At 62.7% G+C, this 20,813-nt stretch carries 22 protein-coding genes; 8 read left to right on the forward strand and 14 right to left on the reverse strand.

All coding sequences use genetic code 11. The features are described from left to right. Positions 1-14: 14 nt before the first annotated feature. From CAG02_RS28700 to CAG02_RS28730, 7 genes are all read right to left on the reverse strand, one after another. On the reverse strand, positions 15-1,379 hold the full coding sequence (locus CAG02_RS28700; protein ID WP_085708642.1) for a glutamine synthetase family protein: 1,365 nt from the start codon (positions 1,377-1,379) through the stop codon (positions 15-17). Positions 1,380-1,802: 423 nt separating this feature from the next. Further along, a complete protein-coding gene (chrA, locus tag CAG02_RS28705; RefSeq protein ID WP_085708641.1) occupies positions 1,803-3,149 on the reverse strand; it encodes a chromate efflux transporter in 1,347 nt (448 codons plus the stop codon). Positions 3,150-3,220: 71 nt separating this feature from the next. Then, positions 3,221-3,682, reverse strand: a complete 462-nt coding sequence (gene moaE / locus CAG02_RS28710; protein WP_085708640.1) for a molybdopterin synthase catalytic subunit MoaE — start codon at positions 3,680-3,682, stop codon at positions 3,221-3,223. Between the two features lie 3 nt (positions 3,683-3,685). Then, entirely contained in the window at positions 3,686-3,937 is a 252-nt protein-coding gene (locus tag CAG02_RS28715; protein ID WP_085708639.1) for a MoaD/ThiS family protein, read from the reverse strand. Beyond that, a complete protein-coding gene (moaC, locus tag CAG02_RS28720; protein WP_085708638.1) occupies positions 3,934-4,419 on the reverse strand; it encodes a cyclic pyranopterin monophosphate synthase MoaC in 486 nt (161 codons plus the stop codon). Before moaC ends, CAG02_RS28715 begins: the two co-directional genes overlap by 4 nt. Continuing rightward, the gene (gene fdhD / locus CAG02_RS28725) at positions 4,416-5,258 is read right to left on the reverse strand and encodes a formate dehydrogenase accessory sulfurtransferase FdhD (protein WP_085708637.1); all 843 of its coding nucleotides are present in this window, start codon (positions 5,256-5,258) and stop codon (positions 4,416-4,418) included. Before fdhD ends, moaC begins: the two co-directional genes overlap by 4 nt. Positions 5,259-5,366: 108 nt before the next feature. Continuing rightward, positions 5,367-6,266 (reverse strand): LysR family transcriptional regulator, encoded by a 900-nt coding sequence (locus CAG02_RS28730; protein ID WP_085708636.1) that lies wholly within the window; start codon positions 6,264-6,266, stop codon positions 5,367-5,369. A gap of 298 nt (positions 6,267-6,564) precedes the next feature. Here CAG02_RS28730 and moaB point away from each other — a divergent pair, with 298 nt between their 5' ends. Continuing rightward, positions 6,565-7,104, forward strand: coding sequence for a molybdenum cofactor biosynthesis protein B (moaB, locus tag CAG02_RS28735; protein WP_085708635.1), 540 nt, complete (start codon positions 6,565-6,567; stop codon positions 7,102-7,104). After that, positions 7,101-8,306 carry a gephyrin-like molybdotransferase Glp gene (glp, locus tag CAG02_RS28740; protein ID WP_085708634.1) on the forward strand — a complete coding sequence of 402 codons (1,206 nt, stop codon included), beginning with the start codon at positions 7,101-7,103 and terminating at the stop codon, positions 8,304-8,306. Before moaB ends, glp begins: the two co-directional genes overlap by 4 nt. A 6-nt stretch (positions 8,307-8,312) precedes the next feature. Here glp and CAG02_RS28745 read toward each other — a convergent pair whose 3' ends face one another. Beyond that, the gene (locus CAG02_RS28745) at positions 8,313-9,110 is read right to left on the reverse strand and encodes a MipA/OmpV family protein (protein WP_085708633.1); all 798 of its coding nucleotides are present in this window, start codon (positions 9,108-9,110) and stop codon (positions 8,313-8,315) included. 100 nt (positions 9,111-9,210) lie between these two features. Continuing rightward, a complete protein-coding gene (locus tag CAG02_RS28750) occupies positions 9,211-9,699 on the reverse strand; it encodes a GFA family protein (RefSeq protein WP_085708632.1) in 489 nt (162 codons plus the stop codon). 211 nt (positions 9,700-9,910) lie between these two features. On the opposite strand from CAG02_RS28750, the gene CAG02_RS28755 reads away from it, so the two are divergent. From CAG02_RS28755 to CAG02_RS28765, 3 genes are all read left to right on the forward strand, one after another. After that, a complete protein-coding gene (locus tag CAG02_RS28755; RefSeq protein ID WP_085608994.1) occupies positions 9,911-10,795 on the forward strand; it encodes a LysR substrate-binding domain-containing protein in 885 nt (294 codons plus the stop codon). Between the two features lie 99 nt (positions 10,796-10,894). Next, the gene (gene aguA / locus CAG02_RS28760; RefSeq protein ID WP_085708631.1) at positions 10,895-12,010 is read left to right on the forward strand and encodes an agmatine deiminase; all 1,116 of its coding nucleotides are present in this window, start codon (positions 10,895-10,897) and stop codon (positions 12,008-12,010) included. 2 nt (positions 12,011-12,012) lie between these two features. After that, on the forward strand, positions 12,013-13,110 hold the full coding sequence (locus CAG02_RS28765) for an extracellular solute-binding protein (RefSeq protein ID WP_085708630.1): 1,098 nt from the start codon (positions 12,013-12,015) through the stop codon (positions 13,108-13,110). 105 nt (positions 13,111-13,215) lie between these two features. Here CAG02_RS28765 and CAG02_RS28770 read toward each other — a convergent pair whose 3' ends face one another. The 3 genes from CAG02_RS28770 to CAG02_RS28780 are packed head-to-tail and all read right to left on the reverse strand — an operon-like array spanning position 13,216 to position 15,739. Next, positions 13,216-13,833, reverse strand: a complete 618-nt coding sequence (locus CAG02_RS28770) for a DNA-3-methyladenine glycosylase (RefSeq protein ID WP_085708629.1) — start codon at positions 13,831-13,833, stop codon at positions 13,216-13,218. 3 nt (positions 13,834-13,836) lie between these two features. Next, positions 13,837-14,634: an isocitrate lyase/phosphoenolpyruvate mutase family protein gene (locus tag CAG02_RS28775; protein ID WP_085708628.1), complete on the reverse strand. Its 798-nt coding sequence runs from the start codon at positions 14,632-14,634 to the stop codon at positions 13,837-13,839. Between the two features lie 22 nt (positions 14,635-14,656). Further along, positions 14,657-15,739 carry a bifunctional transcriptional activator/DNA repair enzyme AdaA gene (locus tag CAG02_RS28780; RefSeq protein WP_085708627.1) on the reverse strand — a complete coding sequence of 361 codons (1,083 nt, stop codon included), beginning with the start codon at positions 15,737-15,739 and terminating at the stop codon, positions 14,657-14,659. A 109-nt stretch (positions 15,740-15,848) separates the two neighbouring features. On the opposite strand from CAG02_RS28780, the gene CAG02_RS28785 reads away from it, so the two are divergent. Then, on the forward strand, positions 15,849-16,262 hold the full coding sequence (locus tag CAG02_RS28785) for a VOC family protein (protein WP_085708626.1): 414 nt from the start codon (positions 15,849-15,851) through the stop codon (positions 16,260-16,262). Here the strand turns inward: CAG02_RS28785 and CAG02_RS28790 are convergent. Next, the gene (locus CAG02_RS28790) at positions 16,259-16,879 is read right to left on the reverse strand and encodes a LysE family translocator (RefSeq protein ID WP_085708625.1); all 621 of its coding nucleotides are present in this window, start codon (positions 16,877-16,879) and stop codon (positions 16,259-16,261) included. The genes CAG02_RS28785 and CAG02_RS28790 overlap by 4 nt on opposite strands. Before the next feature lie 273 nt (positions 16,880-17,152). On the opposite strand from CAG02_RS28790, the gene CAG02_RS28795 reads away from it, so the two are divergent. Continuing rightward, positions 17,153-17,758, forward strand: coding sequence for a biliverdin-producing heme oxygenase (locus CAG02_RS28795; RefSeq protein WP_085708624.1), 606 nt, complete (start codon positions 17,153-17,155; stop codon positions 17,756-17,758). Beyond that, positions 17,755-19,992 (forward strand): ATP-binding protein, encoded by a 2,238-nt coding sequence (locus tag CAG02_RS28800; RefSeq protein ID WP_085708623.1) that lies wholly within the window; start codon positions 17,755-17,757, stop codon positions 19,990-19,992. Before CAG02_RS28795 ends, CAG02_RS28800 begins: the two co-directional genes overlap by 4 nt. On the opposite strand, the gene CAG02_RS28805 is transcribed toward CAG02_RS28800, so the two are convergent. Then, the gene (locus tag CAG02_RS28805; protein ID WP_085708622.1) at positions 19,970-20,755 is read right to left on the reverse strand and encodes a type 1 glutamine amidotransferase domain-containing protein; all 786 of its coding nucleotides are present in this window, start codon (positions 20,753-20,755) and stop codon (positions 19,970-19,972) included. The two genes, CAG02_RS28800 and CAG02_RS28805, sit on opposite strands and share 23 nt — an antisense overlap. Positions 20,756-20,813 lie beyond the last annotated feature (58 nt).

Here is a 20,813-nt window from a genome sequence, read left to right on the forward strand (position 1 = left end):
AGAGGAAAAAAGGATCAGGCTTCGGTCAGATACCAGCGCCAGTCCTGCTCACCCACTTCGGCCATGAACTGCCGGTATTCCGCACGCTTCACCGCCAGATACACCCCGAGAAATTCCTGCCCCAGCGCATCGCGCGCCCACGCCGATTTTTCCAGTGCCGTGAGTGAGGTCAGCCAGTCGGTCGGCAGCAATTCCTTCGCCTGCGCATAGCCATTGCCTTGCACCGGTTCGCCCGGATCGATGTCTTCTTTTATGCCGCGATGAATGCCCGCGAGGATCGCTGCCGCTGCCAGATACGGGTTGGCATCGGCGCCACAGATGCGGTGTTCGATATGCCGGGTGTTGGCCGGGCCGCCGGGCACGCGCAGGCTGACGGTGCGGTTGTCGACGCCCCAGGTCGGCGCCAGCGGCGCGTAACTGTTGGCCTGGAAGCGACGGTAGGAGTTGGCGTTGGGGCAGAACAGCAGCAGCGAATCGAGCAACGAGGCGAGCATCCCGCCAATCGCCGTGCGCAGCAGCGGGGTGCCGGCCGGATCTTCAGAGGCAAACAGATTGCGCCCCTCGGCATCGGCGAGGCTGACGTGCATGTGCATGCCGGTGCCCGCCAGATCATCGAAGGGTTTGGCCATGAATGTCGCCTGCATGCCGTGCTTGTGCGCCACGGCTTTGACCAGTCGTTTGTAGCGCACGGCCTGGTCCATCGCCTCCAGCGCATCGCCGTGTTCAAGGGTGATTTCCACCTGGCCCGGCGCGTATTCCGAGATCGCCGTGCGTGCCGGAATGCCGTGCAGTTTGCAGGCGCTGTAAAGGTCGGCGAGGAACGGTTCGATCTGCTCCAGCTCACGCAAACCGTAGACCTGCGTGTGCCTCGGTCGGCCGCCGTCGGCATCCAGCGCCGGTTGCGGGCGACCGTTGTGATCGCGTTTGGCGTCGAGCAAGTAGAACTCCAGCTCGCAGGCCATCACCGGGTGATAACCCTCGGCCTTGAGGGCGTCGATGACCTTGATCAGCAGGTGACGCGGATCGGCAATGCTCGCCGGCATCCCTTGTTCCGGGTGCATGCTGACCTGCACCGCAGCGGTCGGAATCTGCCGCCACGGCAGGCGCACCAGACTGCCTTCCAGCGGGTAGGCGCGGCAGTCGATGTCGCCGACGTCCCACACCAGACCGGAGTTTTCCACGTCCTCGCCGTGCACGGTCAGGCCGAGGATGGTGCTCGGCAGCGGGCGACCGCTTTCGTACACCGCGAGCAGTTCTTCGCGGTGCAACAGCTTGCCGCGCGGCACGCCGTTGGCGTCGAGGATGAACAGCTCGATCATGTCGATGTCGGGGTTCTGATCCAGAAAATTACGTGCGTCTTCAATGGCTGCGAATTTCATAATCAATCACTCACGATGGCGCCGCACAGGCGCGCAGATTCGGGCCGGACGCAGCTCGGCAAAAGGCGCGGGCGTCCTGGCAGGGATATCGAAAAAAGAGGGGGAGCTGTCGCGATTTTTAGCGGCGCGATCAGACGGGCAGGCAGATATCCGGCGGGCGTGCGGAGTGACGCAGCTTGGAACGGCTCAGGGCCATGGGGAGATTGACGATGCGATTCATGCGCGGCCCCTGTGAAGGAGGGCGCACAGTGCAGAGACGTTCAACGATTCTGATTGTTGTAGTGACGTGCTCATGACGCGTGTTTCCGTTGGCGGAAAACGTCGGCGGCGGGAGTGTCCCGCCATGCCGGTGTGGCTGGATAGTAAGGGGGAAGTCCGGGATAAGTAAACGCCTGATTCCGATGCGCGCGGCAAGCCACCGGCTCAGCGCAACAGATGAAACCCCAGCCCGACGAGGGCGCAAACGATCAACACCTCGATCACCCCGCGCTTGAAAACAAACAGCCCGAGGGTCGCGGCGAGGGCGAGCAACAGCGCAAAAAAATCAGGCTGTGCGGCAAAATCCTTGGGCCAGAACACGTGGTAAGCAAAGAAACACGCCAGATTGAGGATCACCCCGACCACGGCAGCGGTGATCGCCGTCAGCGGTGCAGTGAACTTCAATTCGTTGTGCGTCGATTCCACCAGCGGCCCGCCGGCAAGGATGAACAGGAACGAGGGCAGGAAGGTGAACCAGGTCACCAACGTCGCCGCCAGCGCACCGGCGGCAAACGCATGTTCCGGGCCGAACGCCGGTTGCACGTAAGCCCCGACGAACCCGACAAACGCCACCACCATGATCAGCGGCCCCGGCGTGGTTTCGCCCAGGGCCAGGCCGTCGATCATCTGCGTCGGGGTCAGCCAGCCGTAATGCCCGACCGCGCCTTGGTACACGTAGGGCAGCACCGCGTAAGCACCGCCGAAGGTGAGCAGCGCCGCTTTGGTGAAGAACCAGCCCATCTGGGTGAAGGTGCCGTCCCAGCCGAACAGCGCCGTCAGCAGCGCCATTGGCAGACACCACAGCAACGCGCCGATCAGTACCAGACGCAACAGCCTCGGAAGGTTGAGTCGCGCATGTTCGGGTGGCGGGGTGTCGTCATCGATCAGCGCCGGGCCGAAAGACTTTTCGCTGCCTCGATGACCGCCATTGTTGAATCGCTGTGGCGACCAGCGTCCGCCGAAATAGCCGATCACTGCCGCGCCAAGCACGATCAGCGGAAACGGCACGTTGAAGGCAAAAATCGCCACGAACGCCGCTCCGGCAATTGCCCACAGCCAACCGTTCTTCAAAGCCCGGGAGCCGATGCGATGGGCCGCGTGCAACACAATCGCGGTCACCGCCGGTTTGATTCCGTAAAACACCCCGGCCACCACCGGTACGTCGCCAAACGCGATGTACACCCACGACAGGGCAATCAGGATCAGCAGCGACGGCAGCACAAACAATGCGCCGGCCAGCACGCCGCCACGGGTTCGGTGCAGCAGCCAGCCGATGTAGGTCGCCAGTTGCTGGGCCTCGGGGCCGGGCAGCAACATGCAGTAGTTGAGCGCATGCAGGAAACGTCGCTCGGAAATCCAGCGCCGGCGCTCCACCAATTCCTGATGCATGATCGCGATCTGCCCGGCGGGGCCGCCGAAGCCGATGCAGCCGAGTTTGAGCCAGAAGGGCCAGGTTTGGCGCAGGCTGACAGGTTGAGGGCGGGGCAAGTCCTCGGGGGGCGTTGTGCTCAAATGCGGCTCCACGGTCCAATCGGTGCGAGCCGCTATCTAATCAGGCTTTTGTTGCAGCCGACAGTGCCCCGTCAGGCATGCGCCAGACTCCAGCGAAACGCCGCATTCTGATCACTCTCCCGCGCCTCGACCCAATGCGAACCCTCAGGCGTGGTCTCACGCTTCCAGAACGGCGCACGGGTCTTCAGCACATCCATGATGGACGCACAGGCTTCAAACGCCGCATGCCGATGCTTGCTGCTGACGCCGACGAACACGATCGGCTCGGTCACCGACAGCGCGCCGACCCGATGCACAATCTCCACCGCCAGCAGCGGCCAGCGTTCGCGAGCCTGTTCAGCAATCTGTTCCAAAGCCTTCTCGGTCATGCCCGGATAGTGCTCCAGAAACAGCTCCGTCACCGACTGCCCGACGTTCAGATCCCGCACATAACCAATGAAATTCACCACCGCGCCCACCCGTGGGTTGCGCGCATGCAAATCGGCAATCAACTGACCGGCATCGAAGCCTTTTCGCTGGACTCGAACCCCCATGGTTCAACCTCCCGTGACCGGCGGAAAAAACGCAATCTCGTCGAAATCCTCGATGGCCTGATCCGGCTGGCACAACTCCTGATTCACTGCACACATCAGGTTTCCGGCGCCGAGCACCTCACGCCAGATATCGCCGCGCTGCATCAGCATCTGCCGCACGTCCTCGACGCAGGTGAGGGTGTCGCTGGCCGGGATCTTTTCACCGCCCAGATTGAGCCGGTCACGGTAGCTGGCGAAGTAGTTGATCAGAATCATTGCGGGTTCTCCCATTGAAAGTGCCCGGAGCAGCCACCCTGTTTACTCAGCAGGCGGATGTCGCCGATGACCATCGCCCGGTCCACCGCTTTGCACATGTCGTAGATCGTCAGCGCGGCGACGCTGGCGGCGGTCAGGGCTTCGAGTTCGACGCCGGTCTGACCGGTGAGGCGGCAGGTGCTGGTGATCTGCACGCGGTCCGGCTCGCAGGCCTTGAGTTCGACGTGGATTGAACTGAGCAGCAATGCGTGACACAGCGGAATCAGTTCGTGGGTGCGTTTGGCCGCCTGAATCCCGGCGATCCGCGCCACGGCGAATACGTCGCCCTTGGGGTGGCCGTTGGACTGAATCATTTGCAGGGTTTCAGGACGCATCTGCACCCAGGCCTGGGCGGTGGCTTCGCGGCGGGTCGCGGCTTTGTCGCTGACGTCGACCATGTTGGCGCGGCCCTGATCGTCGAGGTGGGTGAGGGTGTCGCTCATGGGGTTTGCTCCTGGATCGGGCTGTAGATTCGCGGGGCGTTGCGGTGCGGAACGTGGATCAGGTTCAAGCGGTGCTTGAGCGCCCAGCGCACGGTCAGCGCGGTGGGCGCGGACAGGCTGACGAGGGTGCCGAGGCGAGCGCGCACGGCTTTGTGGATCAGTTCGAGACTGCAGCGGCTGGTGACCACGACGAAGCCCTGTCGCGCATCGAGGCCTTCGAACTGCAGGGCGCCGATCAGCTTGTCGAGGGCGTTGTGGCGGCCGATGTCTTCGCGGCACAGCAGCGCTTCGCCGTCGGCGTCGAAGTACAACGCCGCGTGCAGGGCGCCGCTGCTGCGGGCCAGTTGCTGGGCCTGTTCGATGCGTTGGCGGATGCCGTCGAAATGCGCGGCGGGTGGCAAGGGTGTCGGCGTCAGGATTTCCAGTTGAGGCAGCGCCTGCTCCAGCGCTTCCACGCCGCAGAGCCCGCAACCGCTGGTGCCCGCCATCTGCCGGCGATGGTCTTTCAGGGCCCAGAAAGCACGACTGGAAATCTGCACGTCGGCCTGGCAGGCCTGGTCGAAATGGGTCAGGCGGATGTCATGAATATCATCGAGGCTGTCGACGATGGCGTTGCTCAGGCTGAAGCCGCGAATGAAGTCTTCGATGTTGCCGGGCGAGACCATCATCACCGCCTGGTTCAAGCCGTTGTAGCTGATGGCCAATGCAATTTCCGCCGCGAGGGTCGCGTGGGACAGTGGCGCGTCGTCGAGATATTCGCGATAAGCCACTTGCGAAGGTTGTGGCGCGGGGGCGTTGGTATCGCCCGATTCGATGAGTTGTTCAACCTGGCACAGCATCTTGAAAATCCCCGAAGCGCTGAAGTGGGTTCAGGCTACGGGGCAGGGAAAAGTGCGTCCAATCGCTTGTTCCGATGCAGTGATTGGATTGGTCGATCACTGAAGGCGTTAAACGGCAGGCGCCTCGATCCCGAACATCTTCCGCGCCTCGGCAAAGCACTTCTCGGCAATCGCCGAGCGCGGTTCGGTCTTGCGCATCACCAGCCCCAACGGTGCGAGCACGCTGGCGTCCGGCAAATTGATGAAAGCCAAATGTTCGATCGGTTCTTCCAGACCGCTGTCCAGCGGCATGATCGAGCAGCAGAAGCCCTGGTGAATCGCCTGCAACAGTTGATAGGTAGAATCGCTTTCCATGATCGGCTGCGGGTTCAACCCGCGACTACGGAAGCTCAGGTCAATGGATTTTCGGTAATGCATGCCGGTGGTGATCATCCCCAGCGGCAGTTCGGCGGCGTCTTCCCAGCTCATTTCCGGGCCTTCGAAATGGAAGTGACGGGTGTCGTAAAGCAGGCCGACGCGGGTCTCGCCGATCTCGAAAAACTCGAAATAGTTAGGGTTGACGTGATCCAGATAACACACGCCCAGATCCAGTTGATTGTTGCCCAGGCCTTCGATGATCTCGTCCGAACTCAGGGACGACAGGCTGTATTTCAGCTCGGGAAATATCCCCGACAAACCCTGAATGTAATTGACCGGATTGAAGTTGCTCAGCGGCACCAGCCCCAGACGCAGGCTGCCGACCAGTTGCCCGCGACAGGCAGCGGCTTCGGCGAACAACCCGTCGTGGGCCGCCAGCAACGTGCGGGCCCAGGCCAGTACGCGTTCGCCGGCCTGGGTGAAACCTTCGAAGCGCTGGCCGCGATTGACCAGCACCAGATCCAGCTCGTCTTCCAGATTGCGCAGGCGCATCGACAGGGTCGGCTGGGTGATGTGGCAGCGCGCGGCGGCCTGGCCGAAGTGGCGGGTTTCGTCCAGCGCAATCAGGAACTTGAGTTGTTTGATGTCCACGATGGCACCTGCTCGAAGGGAAATTTGGATTGAGTATTGACGCAGATGCGTACGGCGCACGAAAAGCGCAGGTGGCGACGATCCCACTGATCGCGTTTTACGTCCAATCGGAAGCGTTGAAGAGGCTATCGAGGGATTCAATCATGGCCGGTTTCATTGGCTGGATCAGTGAGCGCCGGCCGATAAAAAACAGTCGATAGAGCGGGTCGATAGTGTGGTTGGTTAGAGTGATTAGACAGTCTTGATAAGTGGCACTTAGGCTCTGGCCCAATTGAATTGGCGAAGGCCGGAGAGTGCCATGAGTGTTAAAGCGGATGCCCTGTTTGTTCCCTTGAATATTGCCGTGCTGACGGTCAGCGATACCCGCGATTACGCCAGCGATACCTCCGGCCAGTTGCTGGTCAGCCGTCTGCTCGAAGCGGGCCACACCTTGAGTGAACGCAACCTGCTCAAGGACGATTTGTACAAGATCCGCGCCCAGGTCGCGCAGTGGATTGCCGATGACGGCATTCAAGTGGTGCTGATCACCGGCGGCACCGGTTTCACTGGCCGCGACAGTACCCCGGAAGCGGTGGCGTGTTTGCTGGACAAACAGATCGACGGTTTCGGCGAACTGTTCCGCGCCATCTCGATTCTCGACATCGGCACCTCGACCGTACAGAGCCGCGCACTGGCGGGCCTGTCCAACGGCACGCTGGTGTGCTGTCTGCCGGGCTCTACCGGCGCGTGCCGCACGGCGTGGGAAGGCATCCTCGCCGAGCAACTGGACAACCGTCACCGCCCGTGCAACTTCGTCCCGCACCTCAAACCGGTGCAAGCCTGCGGGTCACGGGGATGAGCAAGCCTGGATTGATGCCGGTCGAGGACGCACTCGATCAGTTGCTGGCGATGGCCAACGAACAGCGCCTGCCGGACAGCGAACCGGTGCCGCTCAATGAGGCACGGGGACGAGTGCTGGCCAGCGATCTGGTCGCCACCCTCGACCTACCGCCATGGCCGAACAGTGCCATGGACGGCTACGCCTTGAACCTCGCCGATCTGCATCGCCAGCCGTTGAGCGTGTCGCAACGGGTCTACGCCGGATTGGCGCCGGATGCCTTGCTGCCCGGCACATGCGCGCGGATTTTCACTGGTGCGCCGTTGCCACCCGGCGCCAATTGCGTGGAAATGCAGGAAAACGTCGAGGTACTGGAGGACGGTCGCGTGCGGTTTCTGCAACCGCTGAAGGTCGGCCAGAACATCCGCGCCCAAGGCCAGGAGAACCGCGTCGGCGACACTTTGCTGCGCGCCGGTAAACGCCTCGGCCCGTTCGAACTGGCGGTGGCGGCGGGGCAGGGCATGACTCATCTGCCGGTGGTCCGTCGTCCGCGCGTGGCATTGCTCTCTACCGGTGACGAACTGGTCGAACCGGGCCAGCCATTGCGCCCCGGCAGCATCTACAACAGCAATCGCACCTTGCTCGATCACTGGTTGCGCGAACTCGGTTGCGAGGTGATCGACGCCGGGATTCTTCCTGATCGTCCGGCACAAACCCGGCTCAAACTGGAGCAGTTGCAGGTGGCGGCCGATCTGATTCTGACCACCGGCGGCGTGTCTGCCGGTGATGCCGATTGCCTCGGCCAGGTGCTGCGCGACAACGGCAAACCGCTGCTGTGGAAACTCGCGATCAAACCCGGCAAGCCGCTGACCGTCGGCCATTTTGGCACGGTGCCGGTGATCGGCCTGCCGGGTAATCCAACCTCGGCGCTGGTGACCTTCGGCCTGCTGGCGCGCCCGTATCTGCTGCGCATTCAAGGCGTGGAAGAGGTGATGCCGCTGAGCTTCACGGTCAACGCCGGATTCGACTGGCCGAAACCCGGCAGCCGCCGCGAGTACCTGCGGGTGCGTCTGGAAGGCGGGCACGCGGCGCTGTATCCGAATCAGAGTTCCGGCGTGCTCCTCGGCGCGACGTGGGCCGACGGACTGGTGGAAATCCCGGAGAACAGCACGTTGCGAATGGGCGATCCGCTGCGCTTCATTCCGTTCAGCGAGCTGTTCTGAGGGCGATCAAAAGGTGTAGACCACTTGCCCGGCAAGGGACGACTGCAGCCGACGCTCGACAATCGGGCTGTCGGCGGCTTCGTGATTCAGGTACTGCACCGCCAGCACCGTCGAGACGCTCCACTGTTTGTCCAGCGGCAATGACCACGTCAGGTCTGCACCACGGCTGATCAACCCGGCCCGGGCCTTGTACGTGCGGAACTGGCTGCGCGAGGCCTGGGCATCGCTGACGCCGTACCAGGTGCGCATGTAGTTGCTGTCGCCGAAGTGGCTGTTGAGGCCGCCGGTCACCTTGCCGAAACGTCCTTCGTAGAGCGGCGCGCTGATGCTCAGCTTGAGGCGGTTCCAGGACGAGCCGGTGTCGTGGTCATCGTCGTCCTTTTCCAGTGCATGTTCGAAACTCGCGCCGAGTATGAGCGGGCCCAGGTGATACGTTCCGTCGAGCCCGATCACCGGGCGCGACTTGATCGAACCCATGCCGTTGAGTTCGTCCGAGCCCTTGTAACCGGTCTTGCGATCCTTGCGCACGTCGCTGGCGCCGACGTAGACGCTGAGGCCGAAATCCTCTTCGTCGAAACCCCAGCCCAGGCCTCGGCTGGTGTCGAGGAACACACCGTAAGGGCTGACGATTTCAACACCCACCAACGGCGCCACCACCCGTTCATCACTGCCGCTGTAACGTGGAGCGCTGGCGGCCCCGGCGCGCAGCGTGGTGTGCCAGTCTTCGGCGCGCAGCGAGTCGCCGGGCAGCAGCAGGCAAAGGGAGGTCAGGGACAGCGAGAACGTACGCAACGAAACCGGCATGGGGCACCCGATGGGGAATATGGATGCGCCATGCTAGGCGGGTGCCCACCGGCAATCTTTGGCAGCTTTGTCGGGAAACTGTCAAAGACTGTGAAGGCGGCTACCGGGTCAATCCGAGCCGTTCGTGCCATTGGGCGATGGATTCTTCGGGGTAGACCTCGAATTGCCGGTCCTTCGCGCTCGCCTGCACTTCGACCCACGGCGCTTTCGAGCCGAGCATCAGGTGGGTGTGCTCCGGCGGCACCGGCAACGGCGTGTCGATGGCCGAGGCGAACGGGTGGATCAGCTCCGGCCATTCCGGGCTGAACAGCCACAGTCCGCTGCCGCACAACGAGCAGAAGTGTCGTTCGGCGGTGCTGCGGTGGGCGCGTGTGTCGCCATCGTCTTTCATCTTCGCGTGGTAGATCGTGATGTTTTTGCGACCGCGCACCTTGAGACTGGTCGCGTCGCCGCCGAGGTTGATCGCATAGCCGCCACCGCCCTGGGTCTTGCGGCAGATCGAGCAGTAGCAGCGCTGATAAGGGTAGGGGTGGGCGCTGTCGAGGGTGAATGAAACCGCGCCGCAGTGGCAGGAGCCTTCGAGGTGCATGAGTGGGCCTCCGGTGGTTTTTTGTCGATGCGGTTCAGCCTAGAAGAGATGTCGCGCCTGTGCCGCCGCTATCGCGAGCAAGCTCGCTCCCACAGTTGGAACGCATTTCAAGTGTGGGAGCGAGCTTGCTCGCGATGAACGATAACGCGGTAAAACTGGACGCCCACGAATGCGAAGGTCAGCATGTCCGCAAAAAAAGGGACCCAAACCCATGCGACGACTACCTTCCCTGGCCGCCCTGCGAACCTTCGAGTGCGCCGCCCGCCACGCACATTTCGGCCGGGCCGCCGCCGAGCTGTGCGTCACCGACAGCGCCGTCAGTCATCAGATCCGCCAGCTCGAAGAGCAACTGGGCGTGTCGCTGTTCATCCGCGAGGGCCGGCAGATTCGCCCGACTATCGCCGCCGGACGCCTGATGCAGAGCCTGCAACAGGCCTTCGAACTGATCGGCGATGCCTGCGACGAGTTGCGCGATCCGTCCTCGCTCGCGGTGTTGCGGCTGGCGGTCACGGCGGAGCTGGCGCAGAAGTGGCTGATGAACCGTCTCACCGATTTCTACGCGCGTTATCCGCACATCACCTTGCACCTCTACGAACAACCGATCGACGCCACCGCACCCGGCGAAGACATCGATCTGGCGATCACCTACGGCACCGGCCCGGTGGACAGCAGCGCGTATTTCGTTCGCCCGTTGCCGGCGTTGCAGTTCTTCCCGGTGTGCAGCCCCGGCCTGTTCAACCAGGGCAACCTGAAAACCCCGAAGGATCTGGCCCGCCATTGCCTGCTGCACGACGATCAGGACGGCAAGACCTGGACCGCGTGGCTGACCAGCCATGCCGGCGACTTGCGCCCGGAGCGCCAGTTGTATTTCGCCCACGCCGGGCTGGCGCTGGAAGCAGCGGCGCAAGGGCAGGGCGTGGCGATGGGCGACAACCTCACGGCGCAGGAGGATTTGCAGAACGGGCGTCTGGTGCGGCCGTTCACCTCCAGCATGACCGCGCTGGGTCAATACGCGCTGGTCTGCGAGCGGGTGCGGCTGGAGCGTCCGGCGGTGGCGCAGATGCTGGAATGGTTCAACGATCAACTGGCGGATTGATGAGTTGAATTCAACTGTTCCGAAATAATCATCGTTGGCGGCGCTATGGCCGGCGACCGTAGCCTGAGGTCATTCCCATCCCGATGACGAGGTTTGACCATGGCACGTTTGCTCGACACCACCCCGAAACAGGACGGCTTCCGTCTGCCCGGCGAATTCGAAGCCAAATCCGGTTGCTGGCTCGGCTGGCCGGAGCGCACCGATGTCTGGCGCAACGGCGCCAAGCCTGCGCAAAAAGTCTGGGTGCAGATCGTCACCGCGATCTCCCACAGCGAACCGGTGACCGTCTGCGCTTCGGCCTCCCAGTTCGCCACCGCCCGCCGCCAGTTGCCGCCGCAAGTGCGCGTGGTGGAAATGACCTGCAACGACACCTGGTTCCGCGACAGCGGCCCGTGCTTCGTGGTCAACGATCAGAGCGGTGAAGTGCGTGGCGTCGACTTCGAATTCAACGCCTACGGCGGCCTCGATGGCGGGCTCTACTACCCGTGGGACAAGGATGACCAGATCGCCAGCAAGATCCTCGAAATCGAGCGCTTCGACCGCTATCGGGCACCGTTGATTGCCGAACTCGGCGGCATTCAGAGTGACGGCCAGGGCAGCATTCTGACCACCGAGCAGTGCCTGCTCAACCGCAATCGCAACCAGCACCTGGGCAAGGACGAAGTCACCCGCCGGCTGACCGATTACCTCGGCGCCGAGCAAGTGATCTGGCTGCCACGGGGTTGCAAGTTCGACGAAACCGATGGCCATGTCGACGACCTCGCGTGCTTCGTGCGCCCCGGCGAAGTGGTGTTGCAATGGACCGACAATCGCGACGATCCGCAGTGGGAAATCTATCAGGAGGCCTACGACATTCTGCGCAGCACCCGCGACAGCCGTGGCCGCGAACTGATCGTGCACAAACTGCCGCAACCGGACGTGCTGGAGTGGACCGCCGAAGAAGCCGAAGGTCTCGATCAGCAGGACAGCACCCACACCCGTCAGGCCGGCACCAAAATCTGTGCCTCGTACATCAACTACTACGCCGGCAACAGCTCGATCGTGGTGCCGCTGTTCGGTGATCGCAACGATCAGGTGGCGCTGGCGACCCTCGCCGAACTGTTCCCGCAGCACAAGATCGTCGGCATCGAAAACTCCCGGGAAATCCTGCTCGGTGGCGGCAACGTCGCGTGCATCACCATGCCGCAATACGCCGGCCAGAAAAAAGGAGCCTGACCATGGGCCTGCACAAACTGAGTAAAGCGTTATTGCTGGTGCTTGCACCCCTGTGTGTGCAGGCCGCCGAGCCGGCGAAACCGGTGGTCAATCTGTATATTTGGGGCGAGTACCTGGCCCCGGATACCCTGAAGAATTTCGAGGCGAAAACCGGGATTCGGGTGGTCGCCGATCACTTCGATTCACTGGAAACCGTCGAAACCAAATTACTGACTGGCCGCAGCGGCTACGACCTGGTGCTGACCGCCGGCCAGCACCTGTCGCGGGCCATCGAGAGCGGCGCGATCCAGACGCTGAACAAGCAGCAGCTCCCGCACTTTGCCGGGGTCGGTGACGAGTTCCGTCAGCACATGGCGGTGTTCGATCCGGGCAACCGCTACGCCGGGATTTACGCCTGGGGCACCACCGGCGTCGGCTATCAGGAGGAGGCCGTGAAGCAGCGCCTGCCTGAGGCGCCACGGGACAGTTGGGCGATGCTGTTCGATCCAGCGGTGGTGTCGAAATTCGCCGATTGCGGGGTGAGCCTGCTCAACGATCCGAACGAAGTGTTCGCAGCGGTCATGAAGTACATGGGCCTGGACATCAACCGCCAGAGCCTCGACGACCTGAAACTCGCCGAACAGCAACTGGCGAAGATCCGCCCGTACATCCGCTACTTCGACAACGACCTGAACATCAGCGACCTGGCCAACGGCAACACCTGTGTGGCGATGTCGTGGAACGGCAACGTTGCCATTGCGGCGGGCCAGGCTGAAGCGGCGCACAAGCCGTTCAAGTTGAATTACCGGATTCCGAAGGAGGGCACGCTGATCTGGTTCGATGCGATGGTCATTCCCAAGGATGCGCCGCATCCCGAGGCCGGCCTGGCATTGATGGATTATTTGATGACGCCGGAGGTGATCGCGCCCATTACCGATACGATTCACTACGCCAATGCGATCACGGCGGCGGACGGGTTGATTGATCCGGCGATTCGCAATGATCCGGGGACTTATCCGCCGGAGGCGGTGAGGGCTTCGTTGTATAGCAAGAATGACAATGGCAAGGCGTTTAATCGGGCGTTGGTGAGGGCGTTCAGTCGGTTGAAGTCCGGCCTTTGATGCAACATTGAACAGTCTGACGCAATCGCGAGCAAGCTCGCTCCCACACTTGAAATGCGATCCAACTGTGGGAGCGAGCTTGCTCGCGATGAACGATAACGCGGTCTACGGCTTGGCTACTCGCCACAAATACCACGCCGCCACGGTGCGAAACGGACTCCACCCCAACCCGATCTCAATCATCTGCTTACGCGTCGGCTGCACCTCCAGCCCCTTCAACCGCCGATACCCTTCGCGCACACCAAAGTCATCCGCCGGCAAAATATCCGGCCGCTCCAGGCTATAAATCAGCAACATCTCCACCGTCCAGCGCCCAACCCCGCGCAAACTGACCAACCGCTCGATCAGCGCCTCATCCTCCATCGCCAGCGCAGTCGAGTAATCCGGCACCACGCCGTCCAGTGTCGCCTGAGCAATCCCCTGAATCGTCGCAATCTTGCCCGCCGAAAACCCGCAACTGCGCAGTCGATCAAAGTCCGTAGCCAGAACTTGCTCGGGACGCGGAAACGTCTGCCCGGGGAACAACCCCACCAACCGCCCGACAATCGCATCGCCAGCCTTGGCATGCAGTTGCTGATAGGCAATCGCTCGCACCAGCGACTCATAAGGATCTCGCGCCGGATGCGGTTGATGCAGGCAAGGGCCAACGGCAGCAATGTGGCGCTGCCAGTCGGCGTCGAGGCTGGCCAGAAACTCGCTGGCCGGTTGATAAGGATCGGGCATGGCTTACTTCAGCAGACCGTTGACTTCGCCATAGGTGAAGGCCTTGAGGTCATGGGTGTCGAGCTTGCCGCTGGCGAGGAAGCTTTTCACCAGCGAGCCCATGGCGCCGTACATGAACTCGGCGATGCCGGAGCCGGCGCTCAAGCGGCGTACACCGAGGGTTTTCAGTTCGTCGGGGGAGGGCAGGCCGGCGAAGCCCAGAACGTTGACCGGCAGGGTCGTGCCTTTGCAGATCGCTTCGATTTCGTAGGCGGACGTCACGCCGGCAGCAAACAAACCATCGGCCCCGGCTGCTTGATACAGCGCGGCACGACGCAAGGTTTCGGCAACGCGATCCTCGGCCGGCACCAGACTTTTCAGATAAACGTCGGTGCGGGCATTGATGAACAACTTCACATCGCGCTTGTCGGCGACTTGCCGCGCGACTTCAATCTTGCGCGCCAGCAGTTCCGGCGTGCCGCTGCCGTCTTCGATATTGATCCCGACCGCGCCGGCGGCGACAACCGCATCGATCACTTCGGCGACCCGGTCGAGGTCATCGGAATAACCGGCCTCGATGTCCACGCTCAACGGCACCTTGATGACACGGGCAATCGACTCAACGGTGCTGATCAAACGCTCCAGCGGCAGGGTGTTGCCGTCCGGGTAACCATGGGCCCAGGCCACGGCGGCGCTGCTGGTGGCCACCGCTTTGCCGCCGAGCTGCTCGACCAGTCGCGCGCCGGTGGCGTCGGCGACGTTGGTCAGGATCAGCAAGCCATCGTGGTGCAACTGGTGAAACTGTGTGTCGAGCGCGTTCATCGAAATCCCTTCTTGTCGTCGTTCAGAAAGCCAGCGGTTGCGTCAGTTGCACAGCGGCGTTTTCCAGCCTGAGCAGAAACGCCTTGCGCGGTTGCCCACCACCATAGCCGGTCAGCGAGCCGTCCGCACCGATCACCCGATGGCACGGGACGACAATCGACAGCCGATTGTGCCCGTTGGCCAGGCCCACTGCGCGGCTGGCGCCGGGTTTGCCCAGCCGCGCGGCGATGGTGCCGTAAGTGCTGGTGTGGCCGTAGGGGATTTGCCGCAGTTCGGCCCAGACCTGGCGGGCAAACTCGCTGCCGGGCAGGTGCAACGACACGCTGAATTCGCTCAGTTTGCCGGCGAAGTACAGCGCCAGTTCGTTTTCGATCTGCTGCAAATGCGCGTTGTGCCCCGGTGCGACCACGTAGCCGTAGCGGTTTTGCAGTTCTTCGACTTCGCGGGTCAGCGCCGGGCGGTCGAGAAACTCCAGCAGCACCAGTCCGCGCCGTTCGGCCATGGCGATCATCGGCCCCAGCGGCGTGGTCAGGCGGGTGAACAGCAGCGGTTCGCTGGTCGCCGCACGGCCTGGCGTGATGTGGAATGATTTCTGGAACGCATCGCGAAATCCGCTGAGGGACTCATAGCCGGAGTCGAACGCCGCGTGGTCGATGGAGGTGCCTTGCTTGATCCCGCCCAAGGCCACGCCGAGCCGACGGGTGCGCAGCCACGCATGAAACGTCATGCCGAAATGCTGCTTGAACCAGCGCCGCAGCTTCAGCGGTTCGATGCCTTCGGCGAGCAATTGTGCGTCGCTCCAGCGCAGCTCCGGATCGGCGTCGACGGCTTTCAATAGCCGTTGTACCCAGTCCGGGGCGATGGCGGCAGCGTCCAGCGGCTTGCAGCGCAGACAGGCGCGGTAACCGGCGGACAGGCAGTCGTCAGCGTGGGCGAAGAATTCGACGTTTTCCGGTTTTGGCTTGCGCGCCGTGCAGGTCGGGCGGCAGAAGATCCCGGTGGTTTTCACCGCCGTGAAGAACACGCCTTCATAGGCAGTGTCGCTTGCGAGCATGGCGCGAACCATTTCGGCGTGAGGGGGCAGGACAGCGGTCTGTATGTTCATGGGCCGAGGATAAAACCAGTTATTCGATGGCTCCACCGAAAAATCGACAGTGAATTTTCGGGCCGCTGCACTACAGTGATCGGGTCGCTACAACTCGGGAAATGAAGGTATGCCACCGTTCACGATTCACCACATCGATCACATCGTGCTGCGCGTTGCCGATCTGCAACGCAGCATTGATTTCTACGACCGGGTCTTCGGCGCCGAAGTGGTCAAGCGCAACGAAAAGTTCGGTCTGGTGCACCTGCGCGCCGGTACGTCGATGATCGATCTGGTCGACCTCGACGGCGAAATCGGCCGCAAGGGCGGCGCCGCTGCCGGCAGCGAGCGGCGCAATGTCGATCACTTCTGCCTGCGCATCGAGCCGTTCGATGAAGCGGCGCTGGTCAGCCATTTGCAATCCTGTGGCCTGACCGTCGACAAGGCCGCCACCCGTTTCGGTGCCGAGGGCAACGGCCTGTCGCTGTACTGCTTTGATCCGGACGGCAATCAGGTCGAACTCAAAGGCCCGTCCGAAGTTTAGGCCCGCTTGGCCATCAACAACACCGATGCCGCCGCCGACAACAGCCCCGCGCAGCAACGATTGAAAATCCGTTTGCCGCGCGGCTCGGCGAACCAGCGGCGCATGTGCAACCCCATGTAGGCGTAGGCGCTGATGGCGATCCATTCCAGCAACAGGAACAGCACCCCCAGCAGCATGAACTGCGGGGTGATGGCGCGGTTCGGGTCGACGAATTGCGGCAGGAATGCGGTGAATATGAGAATTGCTTTTGGATTTCCTGCGGCCACCAGGAATTCCTGACGTGCCAGCGCCAACAGTCCACTTGCCGGCGCGGTAATGGCGTCTTCAGCGGCAGGATTCGCCCGCCACAGCTGCCACGCCAGATACAGCAGATACCCCGCACCGACAATCTTGATCCCGTAGAACAACAGCTCCGACGTCTGCAGCACCACCGCCAGCCCCGCCGCCGCGAGGGCGATCATCCCGGCGAACGCCAGCAGTCGCCCGATCCCGGCCACGCAGGCGCGGCGATAGCCGTAGCGGGTGGCGTTGCTGACCGACAGCAGGTTGTTCGGGCCGGGCGCCATGTTCAAGGCGAAACAGGCGGGCAGAAACAGGGAAAGGGTGGCGAGATCCATGGCACGGGCTCCGGTGGCGGGACGGCTATTTTTATCATGCTGGCGGCGGGCCGGAACCGTACAGTCAGGCTGCGGAGTCGCGGTACAGCAATTCTCGGGCGTGAATCCGTTCGAACTTTCTGCCGCCCCGTCAACTCTGAAACCGTCACAGGGTGATGAATCCGCCAGAAAAAATTATCTGCCGGGTCAGAAAGGACAATTGCCGTGTAAGCTTTCGCGCCATGCGTTTCCATTCCCCAATGGCCCCAGGCGGCCCACTGTACGAGCGACTACATGCAAGCAAAGGCCCGCGAGGTTCATGTGCCACCGGTGTTGCAGGACCTGCGCGCCGGCACCGCCGAACTGCACATCGCACTGGAAAAACGCCTTCCTTTTTTCTCCGACACCCTTGATCTGCACGCTTTCGAGCGATTGATGCGCGCCTATTACGGCTTCTATCAGCCACTGGAAGCCGCGTTGCAGGACAGCGGCGCGATCCCCGCCGATTTCGATCTGGCTTCACGCCTCAAGGCGCCGACCCTGCAACGGGATCTGCACGCGCTAGGCGCAAATGGCGGGGGCTTTTCACTCTGCCGTCAGTTGCCCGCCATCGATTCCGCCGCCGCCTGCCTGGGCGTGCTGTACGTGCTGGAAGGCGCGACCCTCGGCGGGCAGATCCTGCGCCGAGAAATCGCCACGCGACTGAACCTGGGCGCGGACAACGGCGCGGCATTTCTGGACGTCTACGGTGCCGCCACCGGCCGGCGCTGGCGTGACTTCATCGAATACCTGGGCAGTCGCCCGATGGACGCCGACGAGCGTGAAGCTGTCGTGGCGGCCGCCCACACCACATTCAGCTGTTTCGAGCGCTGGCTCGAAAGCCAGGAGGTTCTGGTATGACCCCGCAAGACAAAGAAGCCTTTGAAGAGTTGCTGGCCAACTGCGCCGACGAGCCGATCCGCTTTCCGGGCGCGATCCAGCCCCACGGTCTGCTGTTGACCCTGAGCGAGCCCGAGCTTTCGATCATCCAGATCAGCGCCAACGTCGAGACCTTGCTCGCGCGCCCGGCACCGGAACTGATCGGACAGCCATTGCAAAGCCTGATTGGCGATGCCCATGCCGCGCAGGTTCGCGAGGCCTTGCAGCAACCGACCCTGTCCGACGCGCCGCCGCTGCACTTTCGCCTCAACGGCACGGCGTTCGAAGGCTTGCTGCACCGGCATCAGGATGTGCTGATCCTGGAGCTGGAGATCCACGTCGAAAACTTCCAGCCGCGCAACGTCGCCGGCACCGAAACCCACCTGGGGCGGATGCTCGCGCGCCTGCAAAAGGCCCAGAGCCTGCAGGCGCTGTACGACATCAGTGTCAAGGAAATCCAGGCCATGACCGGTTACGACCGGGTGCTGATCTATCGCTTCGAAGAGGAGGGCCACGGTCAGGTCATCGCCGAAGCGTCCGATCCGTCGATGGAGGTCTTCAACGGCTTGTTCTTCCCGGCCTCCGATATCCCCGAGCAGGCCCGGGAGCTGTACCGCACCAACTGGCTGCGGATCATCCCCAATGCCGACTACCAACCGGTGCCGCTGGTGCCCAAGTTGCGCCCGGACACCCAGACCCCACTGGACCTGAGTTTCGCCACGCTGCGCAGCGTGTCGCCGATCCACTGCCAGTACATGAAGAACATGGGCGTGCTGTCTTCGATGAGCATTTCCCTGCTCAAGGGCGACAAACTCTGGGGCCTGATCAGCTGCGGCAACCGTCAGCCGTTGCACGTGCCGCATGAATTGCGCACGGCGTGCCAGACCATCGGCCAGGTGCTGTCGTTGCAGATCAGTGCGATGGAAGCGCTGGAAGTCAGCCGTCAGCGTGAAGAAAAGGTCGAGGCGCTGGCGCTGCTCAATCAAGCGATGATCGATTCGCCGCAGAACGTCTTCGATGGCCTGGCCAACCAGCCGCAGGTCCTGATGGCGCTGGCCAATGCCGGTGGCATCGCGATCATTGAAGACAAGCAATTGCACCGTTACGGCAACTGCCCGGAGCCGGAAGACATTCGCGCCCTGCACAAATGGTTGCAGGAGCGTGGCGAGCCGGTGTTTGCCAGTCATCACCTGGCCAGCGTCTACCCGCCGGCCGCGCAGTATCAGCAGGTCGCCAGCGGCGTGCTCGCCATGAGCCTGCCCAAACCGGTGGACAACGGCGTGCTGTGGTTCCGCCCGGAGGTCAAAGAGAACATCAACTGGAGCGGCGACCCGCGCAAGCCGCTGGATCTGGAAAACTCCGACGCCGGTCTGCGTCTGCGGCCGCGTACCTCGTTCGAAATCTGGAAGGTCGAGATGGCCGGGATCTCTACCAAGTGGAGCCACGGTGATTTGTTCGCCGCCAACGACCTGCGCCGCTCGGCACTGGAAAACGATCTGGCCCGCCAGGTGCGCCGCGAGCAGGAAGCGGTGCGGGCTCGCGATGAGCTTGTGGCGGTGGTATCCCACGATCTGCGCAACCCGATGACCGTGATTTCGATGCTGTGCGGCATGATGCAAAAGGCCTTCAGCTCCGACGGACCGCACACCTCACGACGCATCTCCACCGCCATCGACACCATGCAGCAAGCCGCCGGGCGCATGAACACGCTGCTGGAAGACTTGCTCGACACCTCGAAAATCGACGCCGGGCGCTACACCATCGCGCCACAGAAACTCGATGTCGCGCAGATGTTCGAAGAGGCCCAATCACTGCTCGCGCCGCTGGCGCTGGACAAGGACATCAGTATCTCGTTCGAGGCCGATCCCGATCTGAGCATTCATGCCGACCCGGAGCGGCTGTTCCAGGTGCTGTCGAATCTGGTCGGCAATGCGATCAAGTTCACACCGCGTCTGGGCACGGTCGATGTGTTTGCCAAATCGGTCGGCGACGATATCGTTTTCACGGTGCGCGACAGCGGCGAAGGCATTCCCAAGGATCACCTGCCGCACGTGTTCGACCGCTACTGGACGGTGAAGGAAGGCAACCCGAACGGCACGGGGCTTGGTCTTTACATCACGCAAGGCATCGTCGAGGCCCATGGTGGGCGGATCGTGGCCGAAAGCGAGCCGGGGCAGGGCAGCGAATTCCGCTTCACCGTGCCACGTCTGGACTGAGTACCGGCTCGCGGCGGGTGGCCTGTAGCAGGGCCACCCATTCGGCGGCGAATCGATGGCAGTCGCCGGGCCAGCGCGCCGTGAGCAGGTTGCCGTCGCGCACCACAAAACCGATTTGCGGGTTCTCTGCCTGGTCGCGTTTGGCAATGAGCGGGCCGCGTATGAAATCGGCCTTGCTGGCCAGTGCGGTTTTCACTTCCGCCTCGACGGTCTGTTTGTAGGTGCGGTAGTAGCGCCCCAGCCACGCAGCGGTCATCAGCCACGCCGGCAACTCCATGGTTGCCGCCAGCAGCGCCGTGACCTTGCGCCCGAACAGCACCGAACGCCCGGTGTCGGGATCGAGCGTGCGGGCCAGCAACAACACGCCATGACACACCGCCGCCACGGGCTTTTCGACCTTGAAAAATTGCAGGGCGATCTGCTGGGCCTGTGTGGACTCCAGCAGCGTACGCATGCCTTTGGCATGACCGCCGGGAATCAGCAGGCCATCGAACTGGCTCGGGTCGACATCGGCATACGCCAGCGGCTTCCTGAACGCTTCGGACTCGATCATTTTCGCGTAACTGTCCAGATCGGCCTTGCGCGTCATCAGCATCGAACCCAGCAGGCCGAATCCGATGTCCACCAACCGTGGATCGGCGTGGGCGGGCAAGCCTTGAGGGGTGGCAAAGCGTACGTCGATTCCTGCATCGCAAAGGGCCCGCCAAGGCACGCTGCTTTCGGTGGGGTCGTAATCGGCGGCTGGCAGCAGAATCAGAATCATGGAGGGCGACTTCCTGGTCGAGAGTGGTCACTGAGGTAGAGCGTAGTGGGTCTGCGGG

This window comes from Pseudomonas sp. R43(2017), assembly GCF_002112345.1.
In the GTDB taxonomy this organism is placed as follows: domain Bacteria; phylum Pseudomonadota; class Gammaproteobacteria; order Pseudomonadales; family Pseudomonadaceae; genus Aquipseudomonas; species Aquipseudomonas kribbensis.